Below are 16,980 nucleotides of genomic sequence, written 5' to 3'. Positions count from 1 at the left end.
GAACTTCTGGACGTTTGGGTATCCTGCCGGGCATAGTGCCAAAAAAGCAGAAGCCGGGGAGGCTCCAGATGATCCGCACCTTCGTTCCAATCTTTTCCATCTGTCTATTGGCGGCCTGCACGTCAGAGCCTGTCAACAAGGCGCTCTCTGTGGCGAGCATTGAGCAGGTCTGGATTGCGGAAGGCTTTGAAAGTCCAGAAGGTGTCGCTGCTGCGCCGGATGGCGGATACTTCATTTCGAACGTGGTCGGAGAGGGGACTGACAAGGATGGGAATGGCTACATTTCTCATCTTGCAGCCGACGGCAGTATCACGACGCGCTACTGGGCAGCGAAACTGGACGCGCCCAAGGGCATGGCCGTGCTGGACGGGACTCTGTATGCCGCCGACATTGATAGCGTGGTGATGTTCAACGTCGAAGACGGCGAGCGACTGGACTCAGTCCGCATTGAGGGCGCCAAATTTCTCAATGATGCGACCGACTGGAACGGCGCGATCTATGTGTCGGATTCCGGTGATGCGGCGATCTATCGGATATCAGACGGTACGGCTGAGCTTTGGCTGCAGGATGAGCGGCTGGCGGGCGTGAATGGCCTGTTGGGCGATGGCGACCGGATGCTGGTCTCTACCATGACAACCGGCAGCTTGTTCAGCGTGACCGCAGAGGGCGAATTGACCGAGATTGCCGCCGGCATGGAAAATGCCGACGGGATCGGACTCGTGCCGGGCGGCGGCTATCTCGTCTCGTCCTGGCCCGGCCAGATCCACTATGTCGGCGAGGATGGCGCGGTCGCCACCCTGTTTGATGAACCGGTCTCTCAGAATGACCTGACGGTGATCGGCGATACGGTCATCGTGCCGAACTGGCGGCAGAACACCGTTACGACGTGGAAGGTGGGGCGTTGATCAGTTCGCTGCGCCTGCGCTGACGGCGACCATGGCGGCGCGCAAGGTGCGCTCGCCGATCTTCCAGCCGGGCTGGAAGCAGGAGGCGATGGTGCCGTTTGGCTGGTCAGACGGAATGTTTGCAACGGCCTGATGCAGGTTCGGATCGAATGTGTCGCCGGGCAGGGCGGCGATCACCGTAACGCCATGACGGGCGAGGGCTGTGTGCAGCTCCTTCTCCGTCATCTCGATGCCTTCGAACAGGTTCCGGCCAGCTTCTGACAGGGCGGCGCGATCTTCATCGGTCAGGGCGGCGAGGGCACGGGAGAGGTTATCCGAAACGCTGAGCAGGTCGCCGGCAAATTTCTCGATGGCGTAGACGCGCGCGTCGGACACCTGACGCTCGGCGCGCTTGCGCGTATTGTCGAGGTCGGCCAGCGTTCGCAGCAATTGCTCGCGCAGCTCTTCTTTCTCGATCTCAAGTTGCTGCACAGGATCCACGTCCGCTTGCGCTTCGGGTGCGTCTTCCTGCTTGGGCGCAGACTTCAGGATATCGTCCGCAGCCGCTTTGAGGTCAGCCTTGGAAGTATTGGAATCAATTTCAGCGGTTTCGCCGGGTTTGGTTTCGTCGCTCATCCTTGCGTATCCTTTTTGCGGCGTGTGGAGAGGAGTTCCCCGACCACTTTCGCCGTATAATCGACCATAGGTATGACGCGGGCATAGTTCAGCCGGGTGGGGCCGATCACGCCCAGTGCGCCAATAACCTGTTTTCCGCCTCCCATATAGGGAGCCACAATCACACTTGAACCCGATAGCGGGAAAAGCTGGTTCTCCGCACCAATGAACAGCCGCACACCGTCCGCTTCTCGGGTTGTGTCGAGGATATCGAGCAAGCTTTGCTGGCGTTCAAGCTCGTTGAACAGCTGGCGTACCCGGTCGAGATCTTCTGCGGCCTGTGCGTCTTCGAGCAAATTGGCACGGCCTCTCACGATCAGGGAGCGTCCCCGTCCGGGTGCATCACCGCTCCATTGCGCCAGTCCCTGTTCCACCAGCGAGGATGCGGCCTGATCCAGCGCGGCGCGATGCGAGCGCAATTCCTGACGGATATCGCTGGCGACTTCCGTCAGGGTGCGACCGCGCACGCGCGTTGAGAGATAATTACCCGCCTCGATCAGCGTCGTTGCCGGCAGCCCTTCGGGCACTTCAACGATACGGTTCTCGACATCGCCATCCTCTGTGACGATGACGCAGAGCGCTTCGCGTCCGCCGAGCGGTACGAATTCGGCATGCCTGACCACGGCGTCGCGGGTTGGGGACGTGACCAGGCCTGCACCGCCGGTCAGGCCGGACAGGATATTCGAGGCTTCGCCCATGACCGCTTCGATATTGGTGCCCGCCGACTTGAGGCGGTCATCAATCTCCATACGGTCGGCGCGGCTGGGCTCTCCGATTTCGAGAAAGCCGTCGACGAACAGGCGCAGGCCGGTATGGGTCGGCGCGCGTCCGGCAGAGATGTGGGGCGATTCCAGCAGGCCGAGTTCAGTCAGATCCGCCATCACATTGCGGATGGAGGCAGGAGAGAGGGCTATCCCGCTTTTCGACAAGGTGCGGGAGCCGACAGGCTCGCCTGTGGTCAGATAGCCTTCGACAATCTCACGGAAAATGTCGCGAGAACGCTGGTCAAGGCGCTGCAACAGGGATTGCGTGTCGAGTGGCTGGATCATCCCTTATTGATTAGGCGTGTGCCGCGCTGCGTTCAACAGGTTTCATCCCGCCTGCTGAGCACCAATCAGGAAAGGCCTTCGATTTGACCCAGGGTGTTGAGGTGCATGTTTTCCGCAGCAGGCTGGCGGGGAAGACCCGGCATGGTGACAATGTCACCACAGATTCCCACGACGAACCCCGCACCCGCAGACAGGCGCACGTCACGAAGCTTGAGAACATGGTCTTCGGGCGCGCCAATCAGTTTGGCATCGCTTGAAAAACTGTAGGGCGTCTTTGCCATACAGACAGGGAAATGGCCGAAGCCTGCCTTTTCCCAACGTTCCAGCTGGTTGCGTACCGAAGGGGTCGTCTCGACATGGCTGGCACGATAGATGCGCCGGGCAACGGTTTCGATCTTGTCAAAGAGAGGCATTTCCGGCGGATAGAGCGGTTCGAAATCTGCCGGTGCGTTTCGCGCAAGATTGGCAACTGTGTGCGCAAGGTGTTCGGCGCCATGCCCCCCTTCAGCCCAGTGCGTGCAGACGGAGACAGGTACGTCCTGTTGGGCACAGTAGGCTTCAATTGCGGCGATTTCACCGGAGGTGTCCGAGGTAAACCGGTTGATTGCCACGACGACCGGGACGTTGAACTGTTTCATGTTCTCGATATGACGGCCAAGATTGGCAAGGCCCTTTTCGAGCGAGTCGTAACTGACGGTGCCGGCGTCTTCCTTGGCGATGCCGCCATGCATCTTCAGCGCGCGAACGGTCGCGACGAGCACCGCGGCGCTGGGCGCGAGGCCGGCCTGGCGGCATTTGATATTGAAGAACTTCTCCGCGCCGAGATCTGCTCCGAAGCCAGCTTCTGTTACGACGAAATCTGCCATCTTGAGTGCGGCTTGCGTGGCGATCACAGAGCTGCAGCCATGCGCAATATTGGCAAACGGGCCGCCATGAATGAGTGCTGGGTTGCCCTCCAGGGTCTGGACCAGATTGGGCAGCATGGCGTCCTTCAGAAGGACCATCATGGCACCGACCGCATTCATGTCTTTCGCCGTGACAGGCACGCGCCCCCGGCGATAGCCGATCACCATGCGCTCCAGCCGGGCTTGCAAGTCGTGGGCATCCTTTGCCAGGCAGAGGATTGCCATGATTTCGGATGCGACAGTGATGTCGAAGCCGGTTTCCATCGGTGTGCCATTCGGGCTGCCGCCGAGGCCCGTTACGACACTGCGCAGATTGCGGTCATTCATGTCCATGACGCGGCGCCATGTGATCCGTGTGGGATCGATGCCGCTGTCCCCGCCCCAATGGACGTGATTGTCGATCATGGCAGCAAGCAAGTTGTGGGCGGAGGTGATCGCGTGGAAGTCACCCGTGAAGTGGAGGTTGATGTCCTCCATCGGCACCACTTGTGCCTGGCCGCCGCCTGTGGCTCCGCCCTTCATCCCGAAACAGGGGCCGAGCGAAGGTTCACGGAGGCAGAGCAAGGTGCGCTCGCCGATCCGGTTCATTGCGTCTGTCAGTCCGACACTGGTTGTGGTCTTGCCTTCGCCAGCAGGTGTCGGGTTGATCGCGGTGACCAGGATCAGCTTGCCATTGGGCTTTGATTTTATCGCCGTCAGGTGACCGGTTGCGATCTTCGCCTTGTCATGGCCATAGGGTATAATGTTTTCTGGATCGATCTCGAGCGCTTCGGCCAATTCGTGAATAGGGCGCTTCTTGGCGCTTCTGGCGATCTCGATATCTGTCGGCATGATTCCCCCGGCGGTTATGAACCTCTCTCCCGGTGTAGACAGGCGCGTCAAAACCCGCAATCAGGCAGGGCAGCAATGAGGAATTCAAAATGAGCACGCTTATTCGTCCATCCGGACGCGCTTTTGACCAGCTTCGCGACGTGACGCTGGAGACCAATGTCACGCGCTATGCTGAAGGCTCATGCCTCGCCAAGTTCGGCAACACGCATGTCCTGTGCACCGCCAGTTGGGAAAAGAACGTCCCGCCTTGGATGAAAGGGCAGGGCAAGGGCTGGGTCACCGCTGAGTATGGCATGTTGCCGCGCGCAACACATACACGCGGTCGGCGGGAAGCAGCCTCCGGCAAACAGTCCGGTCGCACGCAGGAAATTCAGCGCCTGATTGGTCGCTCCCTGCGTTCAGTGTGTGACTTGAAGGCGCTGGGCGAGAACCAGATCACCATAGATTGTGACGTGTTGCAGGCCGATGGCGGCACGCGCACGGCTTCGATCACCGGCGGATTTGTTGCCTTGGCCATGGCCTGTCGCTACCTGCGCGCCGAAGGCGTGATTTCTGCGGATCCAATCACAAAGCAGGCGGCCGCCATTTCTGTGGGCATCTACCAGGACCACCCGGTTCTGGATGTCGACTATCCGGAAGATTCACGCGGTGAAGCCGACATGAATGTCGTGATGAGTTCCGATGGTGGTTTTATCGAGGTGCAAGGCACCGGCGAAGAGCGCCCGATGACCCGTCCTGAGCTCGATGAAATGCTGAGACTCGCGGAAAAAGGCTGTATGGAACTGTTCGACGCGCAGAAGGCCGCGCTGGGCTAAATGCCGGGGCCGTTGCCCAGTTCGAACATGCCGAGCTGGAAGCTGCGGGCTATGCGATTGGCGCGTTCCATGAAGTAGTCCACCGTTTCCGGATTGTCCGACAGGTCTTCCAGCGTCAATCTGAACAGGGCGAGCCAGATATTGAAATGGGCGGGCGTGATGCCCGTCAATTTCATATGGGCCGGGAAAGGCTTGCCGGAATAGCGACCCGTGTTCATGGACACCGACGACCAGAAATCCTTCAACTTGGCGAGGTGGGATGGCCACTGGTCTCTGATCTCTTGCTCGAAAACCAGGCCCAGAAGGGGATGGGCGCGGACGCGGGCATAGAACCGCTCGACAAGATCGGAAATGAACGCCTCGTCGATGCCGAGGCGCGTGGCGTTTTCCTGAATCTCGCGGCGACGATCATCAGCAGATCGGACTCTCATTGTCATGCAGCCGCACATGGGCGCCGAACTGTCCGGCGTCTATACGTAATTGCCGAAAACATGTGTCGGTGGACTAATTGCCGGAAGCCGGCTTCCCATTTTGCCAGGTCACATCACGCCCAAACAGCGGCACGGTCGACAGGCTCATCTTGGCAGAGCCGTCGACGATCTTGCGGCTGTAGGAGACGTACATCAGGCTGTCGGAATCGGCATCGTAAATCCGGCGGACGGCAAGTTGTTTGAAGACCAGGCTCTGGTTCTGGTCGAACACTTCCTCGCCGGACTTGTCCAGATCAATCCGACCGATGCGGATCGGGCCCGACTGAAGGCATGATATCGAGGAATTGGACGGGTTTTCAAACCAGTTGCCCTTGCCAAGCCTGTCCCAGACGCCACGATCAAAATAAGAGAGATGGCAGACGATACCCTGAATATCGGGATCCTGTAACTGCTTGATCTTGATCTCGTTGCCGAGCCAGTCATTCTTGAATTCGCCAACTTCCTTGTCACCGCCACACGCAGCAAGGGGCAGGATCAGGGCGAGCATCGCGCAGGCAATCTTGTGGGTCATGCTGTAGCTACGCCGAAAGGCCTTCGACGTTCCTTGTCTGAGTCAGTAAGGATTTCGCTTGCTGGATAGCATGTCGCCCAATGCGCGGACAGTCGCTGCCCCAATCTGCATCGGCGTTGGCTTGCGGCGGTGCGCATGGCGGACAAGATGGCCGCAATTGGAGCCGAACAGATCATAGTCACGGCCAAGCTGGCGACGGGCGCGGCTTTCCACGAGGTGGCCATCCAGCGAGCTGTAGCGGCGATGCAGGCGAATCTCACGACCGGTCGAAAACTGATCGGGGCTTTGTTCGACGACACCATCATGCAGGCGGGAATTGCTGATGATTGTCCCGCGGGAGGTCACTACGCCATAATGCGACAGGACCACTCCAAACCGGACCGAAACGACATCGCCTGGTTCGAACGGCAGGAGGCGGAGACGCGTCACCTATTCGGCCGCGACTTGTTCATGGTCCGCCGAATCCTCGTCGTCGAAGACAAGCAAATCACCTGGCTGGCAATCCAGTTCCCGGCACAAGGCTTCAAGTGTGGAGAACCGCACTGCTTTGGCCTTGCCGGTTTTCAGGATCGAAAGATTGGCCAGCGTTACGCCAACGCGTTCTGATAACTCCGTCAGAGACATGCGGCGATCTAGAAGCACTCGGTCGAGGGTTACGCGTATGGACATATCCTGTGCTCCTAAATCGTCATTTTTTCTTCGTCGCGAAGGCGAGTGCCCTCACGGAAGACTTGGGACAGGATGAAGAGCGCCGCAACCGATGCCCATGCGATAAGGTCGAAAGACAATTGTATTTTTGCCCCTTCGGCTGTCAGTCCGATCACCAATGCGATCGCGTACCGCATCAGTTGTGTCACGGCGATGGCAATGGCGATTCGCGTGAGCCGACCAGCATTATCCGGTACGAACGGGTCACCTGCAGACAGGGTTGCGAGGATCTTGCGCAATTCAAGACAGACAAAGACGACCGCAGCGACCACCACGACGGCGCCGAGCAGGCCGGCGCTGAGTTCGTGCACGCTGATATCATGGTCGTCGATCTTGATGCCGCCAATATTGATTGGATTGCCTGACAACATGGAGATCAATTCTATCCCGGCTGCGAGGATAACGATTGCGCCGATGAGGGCAGTCATCCACATGACAATCGTCACCAGCACGGTCATGATGGCGGCCATGGAGTTTCCCGCGTTTGTACTCATGCGTATCTTTTCACCTTCCGGCGTTGTTGACATGGAGCCGCTCGACTTTATCGCTAAAGACGCAAGGCTTACCGAATAACGATATATACTTTAATGACAAAAGCAAGAATAGGGCCAATACAGAATGGGTGAAATTAGCATGATTCGAAGGCTCTCGCCCGGACGGCTGGTCGCGGCGACCCATAATAAGGGCAAAGTATCCGAGCTGACGGATCTGTTCGCGCCTCTGGGCTTTGAGGTCGTCTCGGCGATTGAGCTCGACTTGCCCGAACCGGAAGAAACCGAAGCGACGTTTGCCGGCAATGCAATCCTCAAGGCGCGGGCGGCGGCTGAGGCTACGGGTGCTCCGGCGCTGTCCGACGATTCTGGCCTGTCTGTTACAGCTTTGGGCGGCGCGCCGGGCATTTACTCAGCCCGATGGGCGGGCGAACCGCGCGACTTTGGCAAGGCGATGGAGAAAGTTCAGCGCGAACTCGATGATATTGGCGCCACCGACCGTTCGGCGAAATTTGTCTGCGCGCTGGCCATTGTCTGGCCAGACGGTCATGCGGAGGTGTTTGAGGGCGAAGTCCATGGGGAGCTGACCTGGCCGCCACGTGGGAACAAGGGCTTCGGATACGATCCTGTTTTTGTCGCAGAAGGGGAATCAATTACGTTTGGCGAAATGGAGCCCGCTTTGAAACACGCGATGAGCCACCGCGCACGGGCGGTCGAGAAGCTCAAAGCGGCGCTGCTATCGTGACGATGGAATCCTCTCAGTTCGGTCCACAATATGGATTTGGAGTCTACATCCACTGGCCGTACTGTGCGAAGATCTGCCCATACTGCGACTTCAATGTGTACGCAGCCAAGGACCGCGACCTGGAACCCTTGTTGAAGGCAATCCGGAAAGATATTGCGATCCATCGTCCGCGCATGCCAGAGCATGGGGCGGCCGACAGTCTTTATCTTGGGGGAGGGACGCCGTCCTTGCTGGCCCCCGACGCCATTGCCGGGCTGGTCACTGCTGCCGGTGACAGTTTCGGCCTGAAACATGATGCTGAAATTACAATTGAAGCCAATCCGAATGACATCATGCGCATGGACCTTGAGGGGCTGAAGGCGGCAGGTATCAACCGGCTTTCCATCGGCATACAATCTCTGCGGGATCATGCATTGGCTTTTTTGGGCCGTGATCATGATAGCGACGTCGCGCGCGCAGCCTTGAAGCGGGCCATGAAGATATTCCCGAATGTCTCAATCGACCTGATCTATGCCCGACCCGGCCAGTCAGAGGATGAGTGGCAGGCGGAGCTTTCAGATGTTCTGGAGTATGGTGCGCCCCATATATCCCTGTACGAACTGACGATCGAGGAGCGTACGGCCTTCGGCAAGGCGGCGGCTCGCGGCCAGATGACTCCGATGGACGATGATGACCAGGCCGATTTGTACGAGCTGACGCAAGATGTGCTTTCTGCAGCCGGCTTGCCTGCTTACGAGATCTCCAATCATGCCATGTCGGAAAAATACCAGTCTCGTCACAACAACATCTACTGGAATGGCGGTGACTGGATCGGTGTGGGTCCTGGTGCGCATGGTCGGCTTAGCGTAGGTGGAAACCGTTATGCCTCAGAGGCTGAGCGTCAGCCGGCGGCCTATATCGCAAACGTGCAAGCTCTTGCGTCGGGATGGTCTGAGGCGTCCAAGCTGTACCCGCTAGACAATGCAAGAGAGTTGCTGGCCATGGGATTGCGACCATCATCCGGGATCGACCGGACAAGGATCGAAAGCATTTCAGGCCGGACACTCTCGCAGGCCAAGATCGATGTGTTTGTTGAAGAAGGCTGGATGGTGCAAGACGGACCAAGGCTCGCCCTTACCGCGCGCGGACGGCTTCTCGCAGATGCCCTGACTGCTGAACTGTCTCCCTGATCAAGGTGCAGGTGGGAAGCGTCCCATGCGTTCCTCCCAATGGCGGCGGCAAAGTGAGAGGTACGTCGCCTTGGCGATACTGACCTGTTCGCCTTCGGTAAGCGCTTTTCCATGTGGACCAAGCCGCACAACCATCGTGGCCTTCCGGCCGCACTCGCAGATCGTGCGGATCTCCCGCAGCGAGTCGGCAATCGCCAGCAGCGCGGCGGAACCTTCGAACAGTTCTCCCTGGAAATCTGTTCGTAGGCCATAGGCTAGCACAGGTACATTCAGATGGTCCGCGACACGCGCGAGCTGCCAAGCTTGCGTCTTGGTCAGGAATTGCGCCTCATCGACGAATATCGCGCTCATCTTGTGACCGGCCATCGCATCGCCGATAAGCGCATACAAATCCGTGTCCGCCGTATAGAGAACGGCGTCGGCGCCGATGCCAATCCGGGATGAAATGTGCCCTTCCTCATCATCCTTGTAGAGTGCGGATGTGAGGAGAAGAACCTCCATACCGCGTTCGCGGTAGTTGTAGGCCGCCTGCAACAGGATTGTCGACTTGCCCGCATTCATTGCGGCATAGGAGAAATAGAGCTTGGCCATGGAGCCTAATCCAGATGCTTCGCAGCGCCTTCCCGACGCGGATCGGCGCCGCCTTCCAGGCCATCCTCCCTCACAATGATGACATGAAGGCCGGAATTTTCGCCTTCACGTTCTTCCACATCATATCCCATTTCACGCAAGGCTTCGGCGGCTTCCATGCCACCTGGAACATCGATTTCCACGCCAACCGTATCACCGCGCGCGATAATGTTCGGCAGTTCGATGGCTTCCTGAGCTGTCTTGCCCCACTCAAGAACCCCAACAAGCGTTTTCGAGACATAGGCCACGATGGAATTGCCGCCCGGTGATCCGGTGACCATGAACAGGTCACCATCGGGATCGAAGACGATTGTTGGAGACATCGAACTGCGAGGCCGTTTCAATGGGCCGGGTGCGTTCGCGACGGGCTTGGTGCCCTTTGTCGGCTCGCGGGAGAAATCTGTCAGCTCATTGTTCAGCATGAAGCCGTGAACCATGAGGGACGAGCCGAAAGCCGCTTCTACGGTGGCGGTCATGGAGACGGCGTTGCCATCTGCATCCACAATGGAGATGTGCGTGGTGCCGGGCGCGTGCTCGGTGGCGTCTTCTCCCCAGAGCGGGCGGATTGGGTCTCGTCCAAGCGCAACGCCAGGATCACCCGGGAAGGAGGCCGCATCCGGTGCGAAGGCTTCTTTGGCGCGGACGCGCAGATAGGCCGGATTGATCAGGTCTTTTGAGGGTACCGGGACGAAATCAGCATCGGCCAGATAATGATCGCGGTCCGCATAGGCGAGGCGTTGGGCGTCGACAAAGGCTTTGAGATAGCCTTCTTCGGTCATGCTCGTCTCGTCGGTTGGCTCCAGCAAATCATAGAGTCCCATGATCATGTTCTGCGTCACGCCGCCGGAAGAAGGGGGTGGTGCCGAGCAGATGCGATAGTGATCTGTCCGATCACCGCAAAGGGCTGGCCTGACTTTGACGGAATAGGTCGAAAGATCTTCGAGACTCATATCGCCCGGAACAGCATCCCCGTTGACCGCGTCCACGATGGCTTGTGCAATGTCGCCTTCGTAGAAAGCGGCTGGTCCGGAATCCGCGATGGCAGACAATGTCGCGGCATAGTCCGGATTGGTACGGATGAAGCCGACGGGCAGCGGCTCTCCACCCGGATAGAAGTACTCGGATGAGGCAGGCAGATCGTCGAGCCGTACTGCGCCGCGCAGGCGCGGATTGGCCAGCAGGCCGGCAAGGCGTGGTGAGACTTCGAACCCATCTTCAGCCAGTTTGATGGCTGGTTGGAACAAGGCGTCCCATTCGAGTTTGCCAGCCGCTTCGTGAGAAGTCTTGTAGAGCGCAATCTGGCCGGGCACGCCAACGGCCTTGCCGGACTGCCAGGCTTCAAGGAACCCAAGCGGCTTGCCATCCTTCATGAAATGGTCCGGTGTCGTGGATGCGGGGGCAACTTCGCGTCCATCAAAAACGGTTATCTCGTCCTTGGCACGATCATAGTAGACCATGAAGGCACCACCGCCGATGCCGGAGCTTTGAGGTTCGACCAATCCAAGCACTGAGTGCACGGCGATGGCCGCATCAATCGCCGATCCGCCCTGACGCAACATTTCGAGACCCGCCTCGACCGCGCGAGGGTCCGCTGCGGCGACCATGGCGCCTTTCGTCCAGGCGTTCGTGGCTGGGGCTTCAGCCGCTGTGACACCTTCTTCTACGGACTGGGCGGCAGCATCAGCAGCGCGGCTCGCTTCTTCGGTCGCGTTGAACGGTCTATCGTCGCCCGGCGCACAGGCGGAGAGTCCAATACAGGCGAGGAGAATCGGCAAACGGCTCATAAAGTGCCCCTTCAGCTTGGCGTGTGTTGCAGCAGACCTTATGAAACATGCCTCACAAGGGAAAGACAGGGCCGCAGCTTATGGCAAAACCAGGCGCAAGAAATACCATTACGGACGTGCCGGGCATAAAGGTTGGGCAGGCTGAGGATGCCAGTGTCCGTTCAGGTGTCAGCGTGATCGTGCCGGATGCACCTGCGATCGCGGCGGTGGCAGTGTCCGGCGGAGGCCCCGGCACGCGCGAAACCGACCTTCTATCGGCGGGCATGCTGGTCGATGGCATCGACGCGGTCTGTCTCTCCGGCGGCAGCGCATTCGGTCTCGCAGCGGCAGACGGCGTGGCGTCAGGACTGAAGCAGGAGGGGCGCGGTTTCGCGCTCGTGCCGTTAACGAGCGTGCCGCGAACGCCGATTGTGCCAGCGGCGATCCTCTATGATCTTTCCAATGGTGGTGACAAGGACTGGGGCGAAGTTTCGCCTTATGCGGCCCTCGGCCTGGCGGCGTATCGTTCGCGTGGCACAGAGCTGGCGCTTGGTCAGGCCGGGGCGGCCTATGGTGCGCGGGCGGGGGCGTTTGCGGGCGGGACCGGTTCTGCCAGTATCGTGACGCATGACGGTATTACCGTCGGCGCGCTGGCCGGGGTAAACTGTTTCGGATCAGTCTTCATGCCCGGCACAGAAGCGTTCTGGTCGTGGCCCTTCGAGATTGATGGGGAATTCGGGGGCCAGCGTCCACCCGGAGATTATGTTGCCGATGCAGAGGATTGGGGCGCCGCGAAGTCCAACCCGGCGCTCGGCCAGAACACCACCATCGCCTGCATCGCCACGGATGTAATTCTGACAGCGAGTGAAGCGAAGCGGGTGGCGCAGATGGCGCTGTCCGGCTTCTCTCGTGCCATCCGGCCGGTCTTTGCGCCGTTTGATGGAGATGCCTTGTTCGTAATGTCGTCAGGCCAGATTGCCTCACAGGAGAAGCGTGCCATACTCATTGCGAGGATCGGAGAATTGGCCGCCTCCACACTCGCCCGGGCCATTGCACGGGGGGTGCATGAAGCCAATCGCTGATGAGGGACAGGCGTATGCAGCGCGGGTGGAAGATCGGAATTGGAGCAGGATTGCTGGCGCTGGCCACGGCCTGTGTTGTGGGTGGTCAGGAAGCAGATCCTGCGGATTGGCCCGGCATGGCGTCGCTGCAGGCCTTGCAAGGACGGTCCGTGTTCCACGAATGCGGCGCAACCATGATCTCTCCGGAATGGGCGATAACGGCGGGACATTGCGTTGAAGGAATTCGCGTTGAGAGCAACGGACGTGCAGTCCAGTATTTTCCGGATGCAACCGGTCGCACGATGGAGCGGTTTGGGCCAGTCGGGCTGGCCATAGGTCGCGGCTCGTTGATGGATGTGCCATCGAGCGCACTGTTTCCGGTCTCCAGGATCGTTGTTCATCCGGACTATGATTCCGGCAATCCCGAGCGCGGACATGATCTGGCGCTGTTACGTATCGAAGGCCGCTGGGAAGGTGAAGTAGCGTCGCTTGATGGATTGACGGCGACAGCCATTGATATGACGGGGTCATATGCCGACACACTCGTGGCAGGATATGGCAAGGTTGGCGAAACCGCTCGCAGCGAAGCTGGAACCAGTCGGACGGGTCGCCATGTCACCGCGCCGAGCCTGATTTTGCAGGAGGGCTATGTGCCCTTGGTCGATGCGCAGACATGCCAGAAGCAAACCGCCGCACGCATTTCTGAGTATGGGTTGCAGGACGAGCTGACTGGTGTGGCGGTAGATCCGCAGACGCAGATCTGCGCGGGCGCAGGAGGCGTGGATTCGTGTCAGGGCGATAGCGGCGGACCACTCATGCTGCGCAGTTATGAGCATGGCCCGGTCCAGATAGGCGTGGTGAGCTGGGGACTGGGATGTGCCCGGCCGGACAGTCCGGGAATCTATATGCGGGTCAGCGCATATTCGGGTTGGATCAGCGCTGTAACGGGGATTGCACCTGCCGGTGATGCCGCCACTGCAGAGGAATGACAGTTGCGTGGCAAACAGGCTTGCATCCCCCGATTCCTCACTGTATGTGTCCGCCTTCCAAACGGCAGGCACCCGTAGCTCAGCTGGATAGAGCACCAGACTACGAATCTGGGGGTCGGGCGTTCGAATCGCTCCGGGTGTGCCATTTTCCTTCCTTGAACATTTGAAACGAGCCCCTTTCGGTTTTTCCGGGGGATTGGGTTGACCCTGTTCGCGCGCGTGTTGAACACTGTTGCGACAAGCAATTAAGTGTGGGGACTCTTATGCGTTCGTTTTGTGTCGCGGCTGGAATGGCCGTGCTCGCCACTGCCTTGCCGACGGCGAGTGCGCAGGACATTCCAATGGCCGGATGGACGGTCGAGGTTTCCCCCAACAGTATCTATCTGACACGACCGGACCTGCCGGGAATCAATGTTGGCATCGTCAGCGATGTGCGGCCAAACCTGACGCATGAGGAAAAGTTTGAATATGTGAAGGGCTTTTTCGCCGGGCGGGCCGATTGCCCATCCTTGGCGAATGTCGAGACAAAAACCTCGTTCGCAGGCTTCTCCGCGCGCAGCGGGGGACCGGTCGCCAGATGCACCCTTCTCTCGATGGGGCATTGGGAAGCGGGGGGATTGCAAAGCGCGCTGATTCTTGATGAGGCCGTCAAGGAGTACAAGATACTGGGTGGCGTGCCGTCCGGGCCATCGGCGATGAGTATTTCCGTGCTGTCCAATAAAATCATGCAGGAGGTCATAGAGTACCTGATGGGCCGCGCTCAGGTTTCCGAAGCCGGCATGACGGGCGACCAGGTGCGGGCCGCCATGAGCGCTCAGGGGCTGGGAAAGCGTGTATCGCCGGATCGCAAGCCGGTTGGCATGGTGCGCATGATCGACAGCGGCGGCTTCGACGCGGTCAGCTTTGCGGGCAAGGACGAAACCCAGACTTTGGTGCTCTTCCCGAAGCGATCGCAGGATTTTGCTGCAAGCGCGATCACCTGCATGAACTGGGATGCGGCGCTATTTGATCCTTATGAGGTCGAGTCACCGTGGAAGGTCATGCTCGGATGCGAGCGGTATTTCTGGCGCGGATCTGCGGATGATTTGGACATGAAGAGTCTTTCAAGAAGCTCGGACTGGACGGGCGCTTCCTTCGAGCGGGGGCGTTTCACTTACCGAAAGGCCGAAACCTATCGGAAGTTTGCAAAAGGGGAGTTGTTGGACCTGCGGATCGGTATTGGCCGGGCGCGCTTCGATGAGGTTTTAACCGGGAACCTTCCCCTGTCCGAGCTTCAGCCGCGGGACATCCTTTTCCTGCCGGATGGACGGTTCATGGCCGGGCATGTGCGCGCGTCATCTCTTCCCGGTGGCGGCACAGAAGGGCCCGTTGCGGGGCAATACTATTTCGATGGCCATGTCGTGACCCTGCTGCTGGATGCAGGCGAGGTGGTTTACGGCCATGCTGGCTGGTTTCCGGGTGAAGGGGCAACGGGGCAGGACCACAGGGCCGTCGTGAATATCAATGGCTGGGTGTATACAAGTTATTGCCGAGACGTCTGGAAGAACTGTTGAGTGCAGGGCGGGCTGTTAGAACCCCGCCGCGTCGCTCTGGTTCATGCTGCGATATTCGTCCCGCATGCCAATATAGAGGCTGAGACAACAGGTCAGCAGGATCAGCGTAAAGGGCAGGGCCGCCGTGATTGTGCCCGCCTGCAGTGACTGCAGCGCATCCGTGCCTCCGCCATAGAGCAGGGCCGATGCTGTCAGGCCGATCAAGCAGGCCCAGAATACGCGTTGGCGCCGGGGAGAATCTGTCTTGCCGCCGCTGGTGATCGTGTCGACGACCAGTGCGCCGGAGTCTGCCGAGGTCACGATGAAGACGACCAGCAGCAGGATGGCTGCGGCTGAAGTGATGGCCGAGAAGGGCAGGTCTGCCAGCATCTGGAACAGGACGAGAGACGCGCTGCCCATGCCCTCGCCGAGTTCGCCTTCGCCGGTCTTGAATTGGGCGATCGCAGTTTTGCCGAACGCGGTAAACCAGATGATGCCAATTGTGACGGGTGCAAACAGAACGACCGCAAAATATTCGCGCACTGTCCGCCCCTTCGAAATGCGGGCGATGAACATGCCGACAAAGGGCGACCAGGAAATCCACCAGGCCCAATAGAATATGGTCCAGTCATGAAACCAGGCGATGTCCGGCCGCCGTATCCAGTTGGTGAGGGCGGGCGTGTCGGTCATATAGGCGAGCAAATTCTGGCCCATACCGGTAAAGATCAGGATGGTTGGTCCGGCAATGATCACGAAGACGAGCAGGGCAAAGGCGATGCCCATATTGATATTGCTGAGCAGTTTGACGCCGCCATCAAGACCGCGAAGAACGGACAGGACTGCAAGCCCTGTCATCACGACAATAAGCAGGATCTGGATGCCGACATTGGGCTCAAAGCCGAGCAAGTAAGCTAGCCCACTGGTCGCCTGCGTTGCGCCGATGCCGATGGTCGTTGCGAGGCCGAACACAGTCGAGACAACCGCAAACAGGTCGATGATATGCCCCGGCCAGCCCCAGACCCGCTCACCGAGCAAAGGATAGAAAGCCGAACGGATGCTGAGAGGCAGGCCCTTATTGTGCGCAAAGAATCCGAGTGCGAGCCCGACAATCGCATAGATCGCCCAGGGCGCGAGCCCCCAATGGAAGATCGTGGCGCTATACGCGAGCCGTTCCGCTTCGGCTGAAAGCGGTTCGGCATTCAGCGGCATGCCATACCAGTCAGTATAATAAGCAAGCGGTTCGGCTGCGCCGTAGAACATGAATCCGACACCCACGCCGGCCGCGAACAGCATCGCCACCCAGGACATGATACTGAAGTCCGGCGTCGCGGTCGGTCCGCCCAACCGGATTTTTCCTAGTGGACTGATGGTGAGCGCGATGCAGAAGCCGAATACGAGCACGGCGGTGAGTGCGAAGAGCCAGTCAGCGCTTTGCAGCGTCCAGGTTCGGGCCGCTGTCAAATACTCCGCCGAAACTGTCGGAAAGAGCAGCGTGAGGCCGGAGAAGACGATGATCAGTCCGGCGCTCAGGAAGAAAACAGGATTGTGAATATTCAGCCCGGCGACCTCGATATTGTCCTGCCCGATCTCGTAATCGGTTTCGTAGACAAAAAGGGCTTCTTCGTCCTCGGGAATCAGGTCTGACGGCGTGTCGGGGGCTTGTGTGTCCATGCCGGGCTTGTGCCGCAAATACGTCGATTATCAAAGCATTGTTCTGAGGAAACTGTCCGC

18 protein-coding genes and 1 tRNA gene are annotated in these 16,980 nt (G+C 59.2%); 8 read left to right on the top strand and 11 right to left on the bottom strand.

Features of this window, described 5'->3' with window-relative positions:
• Positions 1-68: 68 nt before the first annotated feature.
• Positions 69-905, top strand: a complete 837-nt coding sequence (locus B2344_RS02610) for an SMP-30/gluconolactonase/LRE family protein (RefSeq protein ID WP_290482884.1) — start codon at positions 69-71, stop codon at positions 903-905.
• Here the strand turns inward: B2344_RS02610 and B2344_RS02605 are convergent, their stop codons facing one another.
• The 3 genes from B2344_RS02605 to B2344_RS02595 form a co-directional block, all read right to left on the bottom strand.
• Entirely contained in the window at positions 906-1,520 is a 615-nt protein-coding gene (locus tag B2344_RS02605) for a nucleotide exchange factor GrpE (protein WP_034816921.1), read from the bottom strand.
• Positions 1,517-2,608, bottom strand: a complete 1,092-nt coding sequence (gene hrcA / locus B2344_RS02600; protein ID WP_206991998.1) for a heat-inducible transcriptional repressor HrcA — start codon at positions 2,606-2,608, stop codon at positions 1,517-1,519. The genes B2344_RS02605 and hrcA overlap by 4 nt, the downstream gene beginning before the upstream one ends.
• A gap of 65 nt (positions 2,609-2,673) precedes the next feature.
• Complete coding sequence (locus tag B2344_RS02595; RefSeq protein WP_290482885.1) at positions 2,674-4,344, bottom strand: formate--tetrahydrofolate ligase; 1,671 nt, start codon at positions 4,342-4,344, stop codon at positions 2,674-2,676.
• Between the two features lie 89 nt (positions 4,345-4,433).
• Here B2344_RS02595 and rph point away from each other — a divergent pair, with 89 nt between their 5' ends.
• Positions 4,434-5,159: a ribonuclease PH gene (gene rph / locus B2344_RS02590; RefSeq protein WP_256434947.1), complete on the top strand. Its 726-nt coding sequence runs from the start codon at positions 4,434-4,436 to the stop codon at positions 5,157-5,159.
• Here rph and B2344_RS02585 read toward each other — a convergent pair.
• The 5 genes from B2344_RS02585 to B2344_RS02565 form a co-directional block, all read right to left on the bottom strand.
• A complete protein-coding gene (locus B2344_RS02585; protein ID WP_290481441.1) occupies positions 5,156-5,590 on the bottom strand; it encodes a group III truncated hemoglobin in 435 nt (144 codons plus the stop codon). The genes rph and B2344_RS02585 overlap by 4 nt on opposite strands.
• Positions 5,591-5,663: 73 nt before the next feature.
• Entirely contained in the window at positions 5,664-6,161 is a 498-nt protein-coding gene (locus tag B2344_RS02580; protein WP_206992001.1) for a CreA family protein, read from the bottom strand.
• Positions 6,162-6,203: 42 nt separating this feature from the next.
• Positions 6,204-6,590, bottom strand: a complete 387-nt coding sequence (locus B2344_RS02575) for a hypothetical protein (protein ID WP_206992002.1) — start codon at positions 6,588-6,590, stop codon at positions 6,204-6,206.
• Positions 6,591-6,830 (bottom strand): helix-turn-helix domain-containing protein, encoded by a 240-nt coding sequence (locus tag B2344_RS02570; protein ID WP_027839066.1) that lies wholly within the window; start codon positions 6,828-6,830, stop codon positions 6,591-6,593.
• An 11-nt stretch (positions 6,831-6,841) separates the two neighbouring features.
• Complete coding sequence (locus tag B2344_RS02565) at positions 6,842-7,363, bottom strand: DUF2975 domain-containing protein (protein ID WP_242517450.1); 522 nt, start codon at positions 7,361-7,363, stop codon at positions 6,842-6,844.
• A 133-nt stretch (positions 7,364-7,496) separates the two neighbouring features.
• Between B2344_RS02565 and rdgB the strand changes: the two genes are divergently transcribed.
• The gene (gene rdgB / locus B2344_RS02560) at positions 7,497-8,105 is read left to right on the top strand and encodes an RdgB/HAM1 family non-canonical purine NTP pyrophosphatase (protein ID WP_349679773.1); all 609 of its coding nucleotides are present in this window, start codon (positions 7,497-7,499) and stop codon (positions 8,103-8,105) included.
• Between the two features lie 2 nt (positions 8,106-8,107).
• Entirely contained in the window at positions 8,108-9,274 is a 1,167-nt protein-coding gene (hemW, locus tag B2344_RS02555) for a radical SAM family heme chaperone HemW (protein ID WP_290484613.1), read from the top strand.
• Here the strand turns inward: hemW and B2344_RS02550 are convergent, their stop codons facing one another.
• Both B2344_RS02550 and ggt read right to left on the bottom strand, forming a co-directional pair.
• Complete coding sequence (locus tag B2344_RS02550; protein ID WP_290484605.1) at positions 9,275-9,865, bottom strand: thymidine kinase; 591 nt, start codon at positions 9,863-9,865, stop codon at positions 9,275-9,277.
• 5 nt (positions 9,866-9,870) lie between these two features.
• Entirely contained in the window at positions 9,871-11,688 is a 1,818-nt protein-coding gene (gene ggt / locus B2344_RS02545; protein WP_290484604.1) for a gamma-glutamyltransferase, read from the bottom strand.
• Positions 11,689-11,735: 47 nt separating this feature from the next.
• Here ggt and B2344_RS02540 point away from each other — a divergent pair, with 47 nt between their 5' ends.
• The 4 genes from B2344_RS02540 to B2344_RS02525 all read left to right on the top strand — a co-directional run bounded on the left by B2344_RS02540 (position 11,736) and on the right by B2344_RS02525 (position 15,270).
• Positions 11,736-12,749 (top strand): P1 family peptidase, encoded by a 1,014-nt coding sequence (locus B2344_RS02540; protein ID WP_349678102.1) that lies wholly within the window; start codon positions 11,736-11,738, stop codon positions 12,747-12,749.
• On the top strand, positions 12,749-13,717 hold the full coding sequence (locus B2344_RS02535) for a serine protease (protein ID WP_084333497.1): 969 nt from the start codon (positions 12,749-12,751) through the stop codon (positions 13,715-13,717). Before B2344_RS02540 ends, B2344_RS02535 begins: the two co-directional genes overlap by 1 nt.
• Before the next feature lie 68 nt (positions 13,718-13,785).
• Positions 13,786-13,862: transfer RNA gene (locus tag B2344_RS02530), tRNA-Arg, on the top strand.
• 118 nt (positions 13,863-13,980) lie between these two features.
• Positions 13,981-15,270, top strand: a complete 1,290-nt coding sequence (locus B2344_RS02525) for a hypothetical protein (protein WP_290484603.1) — start codon at positions 13,981-13,983, stop codon at positions 15,268-15,270.
• Positions 15,271-15,285: 15 nt separating this feature from the next.
• On the opposite strand, the gene B2344_RS02520 is transcribed toward B2344_RS02525, so the two are convergent.
• A complete protein-coding gene (locus tag B2344_RS02520) occupies positions 15,286-16,920 on the bottom strand; it encodes a BCCT family transporter (RefSeq protein ID WP_290480565.1) in 1,635 nt (544 codons plus the stop codon).
• Positions 16,921-16,980 lie beyond the last annotated feature (60 nt).

The organism is Hyphomonas sp. UBA3195, from assembly GCF_002366485.1.
GTDB lineage: Bacteria > Pseudomonadota > Alphaproteobacteria > Caulobacterales > Hyphomonadaceae > Hyphomonas.
Note: the sequence above shows the minus strand (reverse complement) of the source record. Positions and strands in the feature narration are given on the sequence as shown.

What these genes read in the sequence shown, in the direction of transcription:
- B2344_RS02610 (WP_290482884.1), top strand. Translation starts at nt 69, where the DNA reads ATGATCCGCACCTTCGTTCCAATCTTTTCCATCTGTCTATTGGCGGCC.
- B2344_RS02605 (WP_034816921.1), bottom strand. Translation starts at nt 1,520, where the DNA reads ATGAGCGACGAAACCAAACCCGGCGAAACCGCTGAAATTGATTCCAAT.
- hrcA (WP_206991998.1), bottom strand. Translation starts at nt 2,608, where the DNA reads ATGATCCAGCCACTCGACACGCAATCCCTGTTGCAGCGCCTTGACCAG.
- B2344_RS02595 (WP_290482885.1), bottom strand. Translation starts at nt 4,344, where the DNA reads ATGCCGACAGATATCGAGATCGCCAGAAGCGCCAAGAAGCGCCCTATT.
- rph (WP_256434947.1), top strand. Translation starts at nt 4,434, where the DNA reads ATGAGCACGCTTATTCGTCCATCCGGACGCGCTTTTGACCAGCTTCGC.
- B2344_RS02585 (WP_290481441.1), bottom strand. Translation starts at nt 5,590, where the DNA reads ATGAGAGTCCGATCTGCTGATGATCGTCGCCGCGAGATTCAGGAAAAC.
- B2344_RS02580 (WP_206992001.1), bottom strand. Translation starts at nt 6,161, where the DNA reads ATGACCCACAAGATTGCCTGCGCGATGCTCGCCCTGATCCTGCCCCTT.
- B2344_RS02570 (WP_027839066.1), bottom strand. Translation starts at nt 6,830, where the DNA reads ATGTCCATACGCGTAACCCTCGACCGAGTGCTTCTAGATCGCCGCATG.
- B2344_RS02565 (WP_242517450.1), bottom strand. Translation starts at nt 7,363, where the DNA reads ATGAGTACAAACGCGGGAAACTCCATGGCCGCCATCATGACCGTGCTG.
- hemW (WP_290484613.1), top strand. Translation starts at nt 8,108, where the DNA reads ATGGAATCCTCTCAGTTCGGTCCACAATATGGATTTGGAGTCTACATC.
- B2344_RS02550 (WP_290484605.1), bottom strand. Translation starts at nt 9,865, where the DNA reads ATGGCCAAGCTCTATTTCTCCTATGCCGCAATGAATGCGGGCAAGTCG.
- ggt (WP_290484604.1), bottom strand. Translation starts at nt 11,688, where the DNA reads ATGAGCCGTTTGCCGATTCTCCTCGCCTGTATTGGACTCTCCGCCTGT.
- B2344_RS02540 (WP_349678102.1), top strand. Translation starts at nt 11,736, where the DNA reads ATGCCTCACAAGGGAAAGACAGGGCCGCAGCTTATGGCAAAACCAGGC.
- B2344_RS02535 (WP_084333497.1), top strand. Translation starts at nt 12,749, where the DNA reads ATGAGGGACAGGCGTATGCAGCGCGGGTGGAAGATCGGAATTGGAGCA.
- B2344_RS02525 (WP_290484603.1), top strand. Translation starts at nt 13,981, where the DNA reads ATGCGTTCGTTTTGTGTCGCGGCTGGAATGGCCGTGCTCGCCACTGCC.
- B2344_RS02520 (WP_290480565.1), bottom strand. Translation starts at nt 16,920, where the DNA reads ATGGACACACAAGCCCCCGACACGCCGTCAGACCTGATTCCCGAGGAC.